The sequence below is a fragment of the Desulfotomaculum copahuensis genome, assembly GCF_001655685.1.
In the GTDB taxonomy this organism is placed as follows: Bacteria; Bacillota; Desulfotomaculia; order Desulfotomaculales; family Desulfovirgulaceae; genus Desulfotomaculum_G; species Desulfotomaculum_G copahuensis.
Genome location: NZ_LYVF01000172.1, coordinates 21,208 through 34,644, shown reverse-complemented (window position 1 = coordinate 34,644; position 13,437 = coordinate 21,208). Strand labels below are relative to the sequence as shown.

Annotated in this window: 13 protein-coding genes; 10 read left to right on the top strand and 3 right to left on the bottom strand. The window is 55.5% G+C overall.

Going from position 1 to position 13,437, the window contains the following annotated elements:
* Nucleotides 1–334 precede the first annotated feature (334 nt).
* The 3 genes from A6M21_RS12725 to A6M21_RS12715 form a co-directional block, all read right to left on the bottom strand.
* The gene (locus A6M21_RS12725) at nucleotides 335–739 is read right to left on the bottom strand and encodes a type II toxin-antitoxin system VapC family toxin (protein ID WP_066669380.1); all 405 of its coding nucleotides are present in this window, start codon (nucleotides 737–739) and stop codon (nucleotides 335–337) included.
* A complete protein-coding gene (locus tag A6M21_RS12720; RefSeq protein WP_066669378.1) occupies nucleotides 739–957 on the bottom strand; it encodes a hypothetical protein in 219 nt (72 codons plus the stop codon). The genes A6M21_RS12725 and A6M21_RS12720 overlap by 1 nt, the downstream gene beginning before the upstream one ends.
* Before the next feature lie 137 nt (nucleotides 958–1,094).
* Complete coding sequence (locus A6M21_RS12715) at nucleotides 1,095–1,589, bottom strand: hypothetical protein (RefSeq protein WP_151191936.1); 495 nt, start codon at nucleotides 1,587–1,589, stop codon at nucleotides 1,095–1,097.
* Nucleotides 1,590–2,151: 562 nt separating this feature from the next.
* Between A6M21_RS12715 and atoS (A6M21_RS12710) the strand changes: the two genes are divergently transcribed.
* The 10 genes from atoS (A6M21_RS12710) (at nucleotide 2,152) to A6M21_RS12665 (ending at nucleotide 13,221) form a co-directional block, all read left to right on the top strand.
* The gene (gene atoS, locus A6M21_RS12710) at nucleotides 2,152–3,993 is read left to right on the top strand and encodes a two-component system sensor histidine kinase AtoS (RefSeq protein ID WP_066669374.1); all 1,842 of its coding nucleotides are present in this window, start codon (nucleotides 2,152–2,154) and stop codon (nucleotides 3,991–3,993) included.
* The gene (locus A6M21_RS12705) at nucleotides 3,971–5,338 is read left to right on the top strand and encodes a sigma-54-dependent transcriptional regulator (protein ID WP_066669372.1); all 1,368 of its coding nucleotides are present in this window, start codon (nucleotides 3,971–3,973) and stop codon (nucleotides 5,336–5,338) included. The genes atoS (A6M21_RS12710) and A6M21_RS12705 overlap by 23 nt, the downstream gene beginning before the upstream one ends.
* A gap of 301 nt (nucleotides 5,339–5,639) precedes the next feature.
* Nucleotides 5,640–6,068 (top strand): hypothetical protein, encoded by a 429-nt coding sequence (locus A6M21_RS12700; RefSeq protein WP_151191935.1) that lies wholly within the window; start codon nucleotides 5,640–5,642, stop codon nucleotides 6,066–6,068.
* A gap of 87 nt (nucleotides 6,069–6,155) precedes the next feature.
* On the top strand, nucleotides 6,156–7,067 hold the full coding sequence (locus A6M21_RS12695) for a sulfite exporter TauE/SafE family protein (RefSeq protein ID WP_066669369.1): 912 nt from the start codon (nucleotides 6,156–6,158) through the stop codon (nucleotides 7,065–7,067).
* Nucleotide 7,068: 1 nt separating this feature from the next.
* The gene (locus A6M21_RS12690; protein WP_066669365.1) at nucleotides 7,069–7,920 is read left to right on the top strand and encodes a TIGR02186 family protein; all 852 of its coding nucleotides are present in this window, start codon (nucleotides 7,069–7,071) and stop codon (nucleotides 7,918–7,920) included.
* Nucleotides 7,921–8,147: 227 nt separating this feature from the next.
* Nucleotides 8,148–8,570, top strand: coding sequence for a hypothetical protein (locus A6M21_RS12685; RefSeq protein ID WP_066669363.1), 423 nt, complete (start codon nucleotides 8,148–8,150; stop codon nucleotides 8,568–8,570).
* Between the two features lie 332 nt (nucleotides 8,571–8,902).
* Entirely contained in the window at nucleotides 8,903–10,762 is a 1,860-nt protein-coding gene (gene atoS, locus A6M21_RS12680) for a two-component system sensor histidine kinase AtoS (protein WP_078060636.1), read from the top strand.
* Nucleotides 10,734–12,098, top strand: a complete 1,365-nt coding sequence (locus tag A6M21_RS12675; protein ID WP_066669362.1) for a sigma-54-dependent transcriptional regulator — start codon at nucleotides 10,734–10,736, stop codon at nucleotides 12,096–12,098. Before atoS (A6M21_RS12680) ends, A6M21_RS12675 begins: the two co-directional genes overlap by 29 nt.
* A 113-nt stretch (nucleotides 12,099–12,211) precedes the next feature.
* A complete protein-coding gene (locus A6M21_RS12670; RefSeq protein WP_066669361.1) occupies nucleotides 12,212–12,706 on the top strand; it encodes a CBS domain-containing protein in 495 nt (164 codons plus the stop codon).
* A 23-nt stretch (nucleotides 12,707–12,729) separates the two neighbouring features.
* Nucleotides 12,730–13,221 (top strand): CBS domain-containing protein, encoded by a 492-nt coding sequence (locus A6M21_RS12665; protein ID WP_066669360.1) that lies wholly within the window; start codon nucleotides 12,730–12,732, stop codon nucleotides 13,219–13,221.
* The last annotated feature ends 216 nt before the right edge of the window (nucleotides 13,222–13,437 follow it).

Below are 13,437 nucleotides of genomic sequence, written 5' to 3'. Positions count from 1 at the left end.
CAATATCACCTCTCCTGTCAGGTTTAAATTGCCCTCTTGTCCTATAAAGAGTGATTTAAGGGCCTTTTTAACAACCCTAGCGACCCGGTAATGATTGTAATGTTATCCCTTGGTATCTTCTGTTTTCAGCCTATTTCATTTTAACCAAGTTATGAATTGGGTTGATACAAGTGGCATAAGTAAACATGTCATTATTTTTCCTCCATGCAGATTTACGCTTACTTAGAGCTTTAAGCTTTATAGCATTATTTTCCTCTGCTGATTTGGCTCTAAAACAAGAAAAACAGGTAGGTGAGTAACCTACCTGTTTGCTTCAATTTCCTTCTTCCAGGTACTACACTGGAAGTGATATTAGTTTTTTAACGCCAGGCACTTTTTTAAAGTGCTTTTGGTTATTCGTTAATATGGATAACTCATGATAATCTGCAACACACGCAATAAGCAAGTCAAGATCACTAACGGTAAGTCCCGCATTCCTAAGTTCAGCACGCCTCATTCCAAAAAGACGTGCTATTGGCCTTGTAATACTAATAATTCTAAAGCCTTCCAGGAAATCAATAAGAATCATCTCTTTTTCTGCGGGCTTTGGACTTCTATAAACCCCTTCATAAAGCTCCGCGATGGAAATTGTACTTATTGCAATACCATCTTTTCGGTATCCATCAATGGCCTTAACAAAGGGTTCCTTGCCACGAAGATAGTAAATCGCCCAATCTGTATCCAATAAATATTTTGCCATTACCAATTAACCTCTGCTCTACCGGGATCATATTGGCGGCTGTTATAAATATCTTTAACCAGCTTGTCAGCATCTATATCGTCCCATTTACCGGCTGTTTGCCTAGACACTTCTACATCCTCCTTGCTTATATCCTCGGTTTCCAGGATAATACGTAATTTCAATCGATCAGCCGGTGATAGTTTCCTTATTTCCTCTACTAAACGGTCAATGGCCATCTTTATCACCTCAAAATATTTCTAATAGATAAAATATCACTGCTTGTATTAATTATAACTTATTTTCCTGGAGTTTGCCAGCGGTTTTTGCCGATGCTAAAATGAATGCTTTCCTGCTTGGAAAATTTAAGCCGGGGCTATCCCGGGAAACTCATCCCGTTAAAGAAATTATCGTCTCCGACGCCTGGTTGGTTACCCTCATCTTCCCCGGGCGCCTTAAATTCCATCTCGATCTGTTTGAATTCCTTCTCTGTCTCTTCGGATTTTGATGATGTTGGTTTTGTCCGTTGCATTACGGTGTCGTCTGCCCGTTCTTCTTCGGCGCCGACCGGTTCTTTTGTCCGGCCGGTTTCTTTGTCCGCCGGCTGTTCGGCCGGCGCGGGGTCCACTGTGTCCACCTTATCCGGTTCCGGCTGTAGGGGTGCGGTTTTCTTCCCCCGCGTGCACAGAGCCTTCATGATGCTGCCGCCCAGGCCGCTTTCGTCAAGCCTGCTGGCCACGCCCAACCCGGGCGTCTGTACGCTGCCGTCTTTTACCGCCCGGTAGATTACGTACCTGGTGGGCAACTCCTTTACGAACGTGAAGTCGAAGCGCGGTTCCCAATCCTCTCGTGTGTTTGTCCTCGCCGGCATGGTCAGGCTGCGTATTATCGGGAGGCCCTCGTACATGTGGCTGGTCTTGGTTCAAATGAGATCTTTGCCAAATACCCAGATCCTAACATTAACTTAACCTTGAAAGCATCTCATATAGAATAACAACTAATCAATCTATTGGGCAAAAAAGCGGGACATTTTTTACCATAAAGGTCTTACGGCGGCAATACCGGCCCAAAAGGCGATCCCTTCAGCCACCAGACAACGGGTGGAAAAGCACTTTAAATGCCGGGTTCCTTGATGAAGTCAACCAACAGGACAGTCGCGGATCATCAGATTTCCCAGGTGATAACAGTTGCCCGGCCAATGGTCATGACCTGACCGGGCTTCTATTTTAGATTAGTACGCCTGCCCGCTTGCCGCACGGTACATCCCGGAATGTTGACAGTATCCGTATGACCACGCCGGCCCGCTATTCACGAGGGGGCCGGAGGTTTCATCATTTCGCGGTTGATATATGTTCGATAAACTAGTATGCTTAATGTAATAAACATTTTTTGACGCATTCCGGGACAAAGCGGTATAGAGCGGAGGTGAAACCGTGCCCTTTCATGAAAAAGGACTTAAAAACCAGATTCTGGTGCTAATTGCCGTTCTGCTTATTTTACCCATCGCCCTGACGGCATATATGCTGCGGGTGATTCACAACACCGAGCTGGGCATGGTGGAAACCCATAAAAAAAGGCTGGTCAAGGCCATGAATATGCTGGACACGGGACTTAGCGGCTCTTTTGACGATTTGCTGCAAAAAGCCGGCGCCGGCGCCGCCCCCCGCCGGGACAAGGTCAGGGCGCTGAACCGGGAACTGAAGCCGGTCATCGACCGGGCAAAGCAAAATTACCCGGAAACGGATCTGGGCTTTTACGACCAGGATCTGGACGTCATTCTGGACGGTGATGAAAACAGTTACGGGGAAAACTTCTCCAAACGGCGCAAGCACGCCTTTGACGAGGCCGTCCGTTCCAGCGGGCCGGTACTGCAAATACTGGGGCCTTCCGAAGGCGGACAATTGGAGATGTATCAGCCTCTGGTGCGCCACGGCCAGGTCATCGGCGCGGTATGGGCGACGGAAAACCTGACCGACCTTTACCGGCGCATGGACCAGGTGCAGCGGGACGCCTACCTGGTCATCCTGGTGGGCGTGCTGGTGGGATTGGGGGGGGCCTTCGCCCTGATCCGCAACCTGGTCAGCGCCGTGAATCAGGTTAAAACAGGCGTCCAACTGCTGGAAGGGGATCTCACCCGGACATTGCCGCCGGCCGGCGGTGAAATGGGTGAGATCACCACTGCCATCAACAAGCTGGCCGCCAAGCTGGTCAGTGTGCAAAACTACAATGAAATTATTCTGGCCAGCATTGACGACGGCGTGGTAGCCGCCGGCCTGGACGGCGCCATCATCGGCATCAATGCCGCCGCCATGCGCATTTTGGAACTGGAAGGAAACTGCCCGGGACGTGCGCTAACCGAAGTTTTTCCGCCGGATTCCCCCTTCAGCTGCTACCTGCTGATGGCCCTGCATGAACACGCCCTGGTCAAGGACCTGCAGGTGGAACACACGGTGAGCACGCGGGGAATGTTGCAACTGCTGATCAGTACCAGTCTGATGGTCAACGTTAAACAAGAGGTGGTCGGAGCAGTGCTCACCTGCCGGGACATTACCGGGCAACTACAGCTGGAGGAGCAGGTGCGCCGCCAGGAACGACTGGCCGCCCTGGGCAAGCTGGTGGCCGGAGTGGCCCACGAAATCCGCAACCCGCTCACCTCGATCAGCGGGTACACCCAATTCTGGCAGAAGAACCATGCCCCGTCGCCCCGCTCCCTGGCCATCATCCACCGGGAAGTGACCAGGCTGAACACCATTGTGGACCGGCTGCTGCATTTTGCCCGGCCGGCCCAGGCTGTATTCGGGTCCCATGACATCAACGCCCTGATTAACCGGGCTTGCCAGTTTTTCAACGATGCGCTCGACTCCGGCGTGACCATTGAAAAAGATTTGGCCGGCGGCCTGCCGCCGGCCTGGATGGACCCGTCCCAAATCGAGCAAGTGTTGTATAATATTATCTATAACGCCGCTCAGGCCATGCCCGGCGGGGGGGTAATCACAGTAAGCAGCACATATGACGGGGCGCGCAACATGCTGCTGGTCAGCGTAAAAGATCAAGGCCGGGGGATTCCGGAGGAAATCATGCCTCACCTGTTCGATCCTTTCTTTACCACCAAACCGAAGGGAGTCGGTTTGGGTCTGGCCATCGCCTATGAGATCATGCGCGCCCACGGCGGGGAGATTGAAATCAAAAGCCGGGTGGGCAGTGGAACCACCTGTCTGCTTTATATACCTGTGGTCAAAGGGGGCGAAAATGATGCCCACGATTCTGGTAATTGATGATGAAGAAAGCGTCGGTGAGTTTTTGCGGGAAGTGCTGGAAGATGCCGGCTACCGGGTGGAAACGGCCACCGGCGGCTACCAGGCACTGGAACTGATGCAAAAAAAACCGCCGGACGCCATCCTGCTGGATATCCGCATGCCCGAACTGGACGGCCTGCAGGTGATGGAACGCATCCAGCAAATTGACACCGGCCTGCCGGTGATTTTAATGACTGCCTTCGGCACCACCGAAATGGCCATCCAGGCCATGAAAGCAGGCGCCTTCGATTACATTATCAAGCCCTTCAACCTGGACGAGCTGATTTTAACAGTTAAAAAAGCCGTGACCATGAAACAGCTTTCCAGTGAAGTGGAGGCCTTGAAGAAAGACCGCGACGGCCCGGAACAGCCGCCGGTGGAAAGCATGATCGGACAATCGCCGCCCATGCAGGCCGTATATAAAACCATCGGCCGCGTGGCCGGCAGCAACGTGACGGTGTTGATCCAGGGCGAAAGCGGCACGGGGAAAGAACTGGTGGCCCGCGCCATCCACCAGAACAGCGGCCGGCGGGACGGCCCCTTTATCAAGATCAACTGCGCCGCCATTCCGGAAAACCTGATGGAAAGCGAACTTTTCGGACACGAAAAAGGCGCTTTCACCGGCGCCGGGGCGCGCAAGCCGGGAAAGTTCGAACTGGCCCATCAGGGCACCATTTTTTTGGATGAAATCGGGGAACTGACCCTGTCCACCCAGGCCAAACTGCTCCGGGTGCTGCAGGAAAGGGAATTCGACCGGGTGGGCGGTACGGAAAGCATTCAAGTGGATGTGCGCATTCTGGCGGCCACCAACAAGGATCTGCAGCGCTGTGTCCAGGAGGGCACTTTCCGGGAAGATCTTTTTTTCCGGCTCAAGGTGGTGACCATCTGGCTGCCTCCGCTGCGGGAACGGATGGAGGATGTGCCGGTGATGGCCCGCTCCTTCCTGCAGCACTACAGCCGCGAATTGAACAAGCCGGTGACGGATTTTTCACCGGAGGCGTTGCTAATGATGCAGCAGTACGATTGGCCGGGCAACGTGCGGGAACTGCGCAACATCTGCGAACAGGCGGTGGTGCTGGCCCGGGGGCCGGTGATCATGCCCGAGGACATGCCCTTCTGCTTGCAGACCACCAGCCGGGAGTTGCGGGAAACCGCCGTCAAGCCGGGCATGACCTTGAAAGAGATCGTTGCCGATGTGGAGCGCCAGGTGATCTTGAAAGCCCTGCGGGAACACAATTGGAACCGCAGCGCCACGGCCCAGGCACTGGGGTTGAACCGCCGCTCCCTTTACGCCAAGATGAAAGATTACGGCCTGCTGTCATAAGTTCCGTTTTGTTACGAAAAGATCACTCCTCCACTTCACCCGCGGGCAATTTTTGCCCACCAATGAGCAATGATTGCCCACCAGGCGGGGGATCCATTCCCGCGGCCGGCGGCACTTGATGCCGCCGGCCCTTATTTTATACGGGCCGGTCTGGTTTTGGGAACTTTCCCGCCCACTGGCACCACTATTGCATTTATTATGTGCAACAAGGAACAAGCAAAGACAAAGGGGTGTGATAAAGGCCGATATCGAACCGGCGGGCAAAAACCTTGTTTTTAGGGGTATAAGGGGGTATAAGATTATGGAAGAACTTATCCAGCACCTGAATGAAGAAGATAAAAGCAAGTTGAAAAGATTTTCCTCCGGTATCGCCATTGTAATTGTAGTCCTTTCCCTGCTGGGGTTCTGGACCGGAGTCGACTTCCTGCGTGAAAGCGTTTACAAGCACTATTTCAACCCGTCCCGCCACACTATTGTTGAACAGGACCCCGACACCATGGAGATCTACGCATGGAAGGACGCCATGGGCAATATTTACACAACCAACGACCCGGACGTCAAGCGCTTCCCCTACGGCATTATGTGCCTGATCCTGATTATCCTGGGAGTGGGTGTGCAAAGCTATAACTTGATGGTGGAACATTACGCCGTGATGCTGGTGGTTAAAAGCCGCATGCTGGACAGCGGTCCGCCCCGCCAGAGGCTGCTGCATGAAATGTCCCTGGAATGAAGGCCGAAACGGCCGCCGGTGGCGGTTGCCACCGCCCGGAAGCCGGCCGGGGCGGAAACACGCTAGTTAATCGGGGGTGAAATTATAATGAGTATTTTTCTACCTGTAGCCGGAGTACAAATGACCGCCTATCTCGTGCTCGGCCTGGGCGGCATGGTCGGGCTGTTGTCCGGGCTGTTCGGAGTGGGGGGGGGGTTCCTCCTCACCCCGCTCCTGATGATGGCCGGGGTGCCCCCGGCGGTGGCTGCCGCCAGTGACACCAACCAGATTGTGGCCGCCTCGGCCTCGGGCACATTCGCCCACGGACGGGCCGGCAATGTGGATTTCAAGCTGGGCTTGATCATGCTGGTGGGCGGCCTGGTGGGCGGCACCGCCGGTACCGGCCTGGTGCGCATGCTCCGTCAGTTGGGCAACTTCGACTTCACCGTAAAAATAATTTACGTGGTTATGTTGCTGGTAGTTGGTTCCTTCATGTTCATGGAAAGCTTCAACGCCCTGCGCAAAAAGGGCGCCCCGGTACGGGCCAAAGCGTCCAAGGGTCCGGGCCTGGCCCAGCGGCTGCCGATGAAAGTATATTTCGCCACCAGCGGCATTGAGTGTTCCATCGTGGCCCTGTTTGTACTGGGCGCGCTGATCGGCATACTGGCGGCGTTAATGGGTGTGGGCGGCGGTTTCATCATGCTGCCGATTATGATTTACCTGCTGCGAATCCCCACGTTGAAAGCCGTCGGTACCAGCCTGTTTACAGTGGTCTTTACGGCCATCAACGTTACCCTGGCCAATTCCGTGGTCAACGAAACGGTGGACCTGGTGCTGGCCCTGCTGCTCCTGCTCGGTTCGTCGGTGGGCGCCCAGTTCGGAGTGCGCATCGGCCGCATGCTCAAGGCGGAACAGCTGCGCATCGTCTTTTCGCTGATTGTGCTGGGTGTAATGATCAAAATGGCCCACGACCTGCTGGTCACCCCGGCATCACTGATCGTACTGGGAGGTGGGCATTGATATGCATGTGAAAGTGAAGACTTTAACCTGCCTTCTGGTGGCCATGGTGGTTTTCCTGGGCAGTGTGCCGGCGGCGCTGGCCGGTGTGGTCTCGGTAAATACCGACCCGCAACAAATTAATGTCGGTTTGAACTTCAGCGGTCAAACGGTGAGCATCTCGGGTGCCGCCCCGGCGGACAGCGATATCTACATTAAACTGGTATCCCCCACCCGCAATGTTGATTTAAGCCGGAAAGGGAAAGTCGGTCCGCTGTGGATGAATGTGGCCCAGGCCGAAGTGGAAGGCATTCCGAAAATGTACCAGGTTTTTTCTTCCGCCAAAATCAGTGCCCTGCCACCGGATCTGCAGGATGAAACGGGTATCGAACCCGGATTCAAATCCGTGCGCGACGCCACCACAATCAAAGAGGCGTCCGGCAACCAGACCCGCAAGCTTTCCGGCCGTGAAGGGAAGGAATACCTGGATGCCCTGATCAAAATGTACCAGAAGGATAACCTGTACACAATCAAGGAAAATGCAATTCAAAGAAGCGGCGACAGCTACCGCCTGTCCGTACCGCTGCCCGCCTCGGTGGCGCAGGGGGAAACCGTAATCACCGCCTATGCCGTGAAGGACGGTAAAATCCTGGGGCAGAGCAAAGCCAATATAAATGTGCGTCCGGTGGGCCTGGTTGGTTGGGCGCGCACCATGGCCAAGACAAACGGCCCGCTGTACGGTACCTACGCGGTGTTCATCGCGCTGGCGGCCGGACTGGGCATTGATATGCTCTTCAACTACCTGGAAAAACTTTTCCGCACCTTGACGGGCCGCCTGCCGCAGGAAGGCGCCGACCCGGCGGCGGAAATTCACTAGCCCCAAACAGGGGAATCACTCCTCTATATTCTTTCTCAACCGGCCCGCATAAACGGCGGGCCTTTTTTTGCCCTGATTCTGTACAGCATCTGTACAGAATCAGGGCAGTATTCCCGCCCAAAGCCGCCGTTTCACCGGAAAAGACCGGGCGTTGCCGGATCATACGCAATGGCACGGAATTTGCTCATTATTACTTGCAGTTAATATTCACAAAGGAGGACACCTTAATGGATGCGGAAATGGAAAAGGCGCTGGAGCCGTCCATGATGGGGCGGTTTAAACAATTCAAAACAATAATCGCCTATGTCATTCTAGCCCTCTCTTTGATGGGCCTGTGGACCGGCGCAGATTTCTTGAAGGAATCGGTTTTCAAACACTATTTCAATCCCACCCGCCACGTGATCGTCGAGCAGGACCCGGTCACCGGGGAAATTTATGCCTGGAAGGATACCCTGGGCAATGTATATACCCCGGACGAAACCCAGGTCAGATTGTTTCCCTTCGGCCTGACCATCCTGATCCTGGTGGTGGGCCTGGTGGGCATCGGCGCATACAACATCCTCTGTCAGCATTATCTGATGATGCTGTTGCTGCAGGACAAACTGGCCGCCCTGACGGTCCACCCAGTCGGTCCGCGCCCCTCGTTTTAAAATTTTGACGCCGCTTATCCGTCTTCGGCCCGGTCCGGGTCAACAACTTTTAGCACAAGCCGCCGTTTAAGAACGGCCATTACCGGCATAAAAATTAGCGAACAATTTTTTAAAGACCCGCTCCCGGCGGGTCTTTTTGGGGTTTTCAAAATTTTCTTTATTTTAATATTTCCCAACTTGTTTTCAGGCGGCAGACGGTGGACACGGACACAGCAACGTAGTATAGTCGTATTGTAAGACATGGATAGCAGGTTCACCTTCGAACCCTCCGGCGTAACTACGCAGTATTGCCGTTTGTGCAAGCAATACGGCCGCCCGGGCGGCCCCGGGACTTGAACCGGCTCTGCCGTACAGAGGTGGAAAGCATGCTTCGTGCCAAAAAATTAAGCAACCTGCTGCTGATCATGATGCTGGTGCTGCTTCTCTTCCCCGTTGCCCTGACCCTGTACATGGTCAGCATCATGAACAACAGCGAACTGGCCCTGGTGGAAAACCAGAAGGCCAAACTGAACCGGGCCGTCGACGACCTGGACAGCAGCATGCACACCAGCTTTACCGGTATTTTGAGCAACAACCGGGCGCTGACTGCGCCCCGGGACAAACAGGCCGCCGTGCTCAATCAAGCTTTACGCGAACCAATCAATCAGATCAGCCGTAAATATCCCCGGGTGCAGGTGGGCTTTTATCTGCCCTCGTTGAACCTGGTGCTGGACGGCAGCAGCGGCTACCGGCAAAACATTCCACCCCGTTACAAGAGCGCCTTTGAAGAAGTGCTCTCCCGCCAGGACACGGTGGTACACACCATCGGCCATGGCTCTTCCGGCGTATTGGAAATCTACCGTCCATACTACCGGGACGACAAGCTGGAAGCAGTGATCTGGGCCACCGAAAACCTGGGCCATACCAGCTTTTACGATCGCATCCGGCAGATGGAGATAAACTCCTACGCCGCGGCGGCGCTGGTCATTTTTTTCGCCCTGGGCGGCGCCCTTTTGCTTATGCGCAGCTTTGTCAAAGGAGTACAGCGGATCAAGGAAGGGCTGCAGACTTTGCAATACGACCTGGATCGCCGCCTGCCGGAAGCGCCCGGCGAACTAGGTGAAATTGCCGGCGCGATCAACGGTCTGGCCGAGCGGCTGACCGATGTGTATAAATACAACCAGTTGATGCTGGCCACCATTGACGACGCCATGCTGGTGGTGGACGCCGCCGGACGGGTGGTCATTGCCAACGCCGCCGCCGCCAGAATATTTGAACTTCCCCCGGACTGCCAGGACCGGCATTTCAATGAAATATTCCCATCCGGTTCCCCATTTACCGGGCTTTTACAAAACACCCTGGAAACAGGAAGGCAGTACAAGGATTTCAAACCGGGCGCCGGCGCACCGCAATTGCTGGCCAGCACCGCCCTGCTCACCGACGGCAGGCAACATAAAGTGGGAGCGGTCCTCTACTGTCGGGATGTCACTGAAACCATGCGCCTGGAAGACCGGGTGCACCGCCAGGAACGGCTGGCCTCCCTGGGTAAGCTGGTGGCCGGGGTGGCCCATGAAATCCGCAATCCCCTCACCTCGATCAGTTGCTATATCCAGCTCTGGCAAAAAACCAACAAACCCTCTCCGCGGGCGCTGGCCACCATGTACAGTGAAGTCACCAGGCTGGAGGGACTGGTGGAACAGTTGCTTTACTTTGCCCGCCCGGCCGAATCACGCTTTGTTCCTTACGAGCTGAACCGGGTGGTGGAAAAGGTGCTGCGCTTTTTCCGGGAGGTGTACCGGCAGCCGCCGGAAATTCATGCCCGGTTGGCCCCGGACCTGCCGCCGGCCTGGATTGATCCGGACCAGATCGAGCGGGTGTTGATGAACGTCATTTACAACTCCTGCCAGGCCATGCCCGACGGCGGCCGGCTGGAGGTGGAAACGGCCTACGACCGGCCCAGCGATTCGCTGCTGGTTACCCTCACCGACAGCGGCTGTGGCATTCCGGCCGGAAATATGCGGCATATTTTCGAACCGTTCTTCACCACCCGGGAAAAGGGAATGGGCCTGGGACTGGCCATCGCCCACGAGATTATCCAGGCTCACGGCGGCAATATCGAGGTGGAAAGCCGCGTCAACCGCGGCACCACCTTCCGCATTTACCTGCAGCGAAAGGAGGAGACGCATGCCCCCGTTAGTGCTTGTAGTGGATGATGAAGCCAGCGTGCGCCAGGCGCTGACCGACGTGCTGGAAACGGCCGGCTACGCAGTGGCCACCGCCGCGGACGGCGCGGAAGGCATGGAAAAGATGGCCGCCCTGAACCCGGCCGCGGTGCTGATGGATATTCGCATGCCCGGCCTGGACGGTATAAAAGTGCTGGAGACGGTGCGGGAAAAAGGGCAGCGCCTGCCGATCATCCTGATCACCGCTTACGGTAATACTGAAACCACCATCAAGGCAATGAAGCTCGGCGCCTTCGACTATATCACCAAGCCGTTCAAACTGGATGAACTGCTGGCCATTGTGCAAAAGGCGGTCAATACCCAGGCGCTGGTGTCCAAAATGAGTACAGAAGAACACGGCAACGGTCAGGACCTCACCAATGAGATCATGATCGGCCAATCCCCGGCCATGCAGTCGGTATACAAGTCGATCGGCCGGATTGTGGACAGCAATGTGACCGTGCTCATCCGCGGGGAAAGCGGCACCGGCAAGGAACTGGTGGCCCGAGCCATCCATCTGAACAGTCCGCGCAAGGACCGGCCGTTTATAAAAATCAACTGCGCTTCCATCCCGGAAACGTTGCTGGAATCCGAATTGCTAGGTTATGAAAAAGGAGCCTTCACCGGCGCCGGCACACGCAAACCGGGCAAGTTCGAACTGGCCGACCGGGGCACGATTTTCCTGGATGAAATCGGTGAAATGAGCCCGGCCACCCAGGCCAAACTGCTGCGCGTTTTACAGGAAAAAGAATTCGAGCGGGTGGGCGGCACCGAAACGATTAAAGTGGACGTACGCATCGTGGCCGCCACCAATAAAAACCTGGAGCAGTCCATCCAGGAGGGCGCTTTCCGGGAAGACCTGTTTTTCCGGCTGAATGTGGTGGAAATATGGGTGCCGCCGTTGCGGGAAAGAAAAGAGGATATCCCCCACCTGACCGAATTCTTCGTCAAAAACTCTGCCCGGGAGTTTCACAAGAAAGTAAGCGGCTTCTCCCCGCGGGCCATGAAGTTGCTGATGCAATACAACTGGCCGGGCAATATCCGGGAACTGCGCAACGTCTGCGAGCGTGCGGTGCTCATGTCCACCGGACCGCTGATCACCATTGAGGAACTGCCCCTGGGCATCCAGGCGCAACGGGAGGACATCAACCTGCGTACCGAACGGGCGGACATGTCTTTTAAAGAAATCATCGCCGACGTGGAAAAACAGGTCATTTTAAACGTGCTCAAGGAGCACAACTGGAACCGCTCGGCGGCCGCCCAGGCACTGAAGATGAGCCGTAGTTCACTTTACGCCAAGATGCGCGAGTTGGGAATAATTTCTTGAACAATGCCGCGATCCAACCTGAAAGGGCCACGCCCACGATTCCTGCCGGCTTTCTTATCGCGTGGCCACCACCTGACATGTTTACAACTGCTCGAAAACCGGGGGGTGCGGTTATGCCCAGCGACCGCCGCGTGCGCGAGATCATGGTTTCCCTGCGCGATTACTCCGCCGTGCAGGCTGAAGCTCCACTGGCCGAAGCCATCAGGGCGCTGCGGGAATCACTGCACCAGGAAGGCCGGGTGTGGTACGGATTTCACTCGGTACTGGTGCTCGACCACCGACAGCAACTGGTCGGATTGCTGACCCTGCGCTCCCTACTCAGGGCGATTGAACTGGCCGAACTGCGCCATGATTCCCAACTCAAGGGTTCTTCCTGGGGCTGGTACTACGCCAACCGGGTGCAAAAAAACAGCGGTTTACGCGTGAAAGACATCATGCGCCCCCTGACCCTGGCCACAGTGGAAAGCGAAGAAACGGTTTTTCAGGCTGCCGTGAAAATGGTCGCCCACCGGGTAAACTCCCTGCCGGTGCTGGAAAAAGGACGGGTGACCGGCATTGTGCGTACCATTGATGTCTTCCAGGTAATCGGCGAACTGCTCAGCGATTGACTTTTACCCGGGAGGGGATTAGTATGTCATTGCTGGTTAAGGATGTGATGGTGCCGGTCAGCGATTATTCGACCGTATCCGGGGAAGCCACCGTACGGGAAGCCATCAGCGCCCTGCGCGGCTCATTCCACCGCGAGGGACGCGCCTGGCACGGCCATTACTCGGTGCTGGTGCTCGACCGGGAGGGGCGCCTGGCCGGCCTGCTCACCCTGCGCAGCCTGCTGCGCGCCGTGGGCTTCAAGGATCTCACGGATGACATCTGGATCAAGGCCGAATCCTGGGGCTGGTACTTCATGGAAAAAATGCAGACCGGAGCGGGTGTACGTGTACGGGATATCATGCGCCCGCTGGAGCTGGCCACGGTTAACGCCCGGCAAACCTTGAAACAGGCCGCCCACCTGCTCCTCACCCACCAGGTCAACTCCCTGCCCGTACTGGAAGACGGCAAGGTGACCGGCATATTGCGCACCATTGACGTTTTCCGGGCCATTGACGAGATCATCCCCGGCATATAGCAGAGGTCAGTCGTCGGAGGTCGGAAGTCAGAAAAGTTACCGCACCTCCGATATGGGTGTCTATCCGCTATTTCCGCCTCATTCCCCAAATTTCCGCTTTCTTGCACCCGGCCTCTTGCTTGTGCATCTACTCAACGCTCCTTCCGGCCTCCGGACTCTGACATCTCCCATCTGACATCCAACCTCTGATTTCCGACCTCTGTTCTGCCCAGTTTC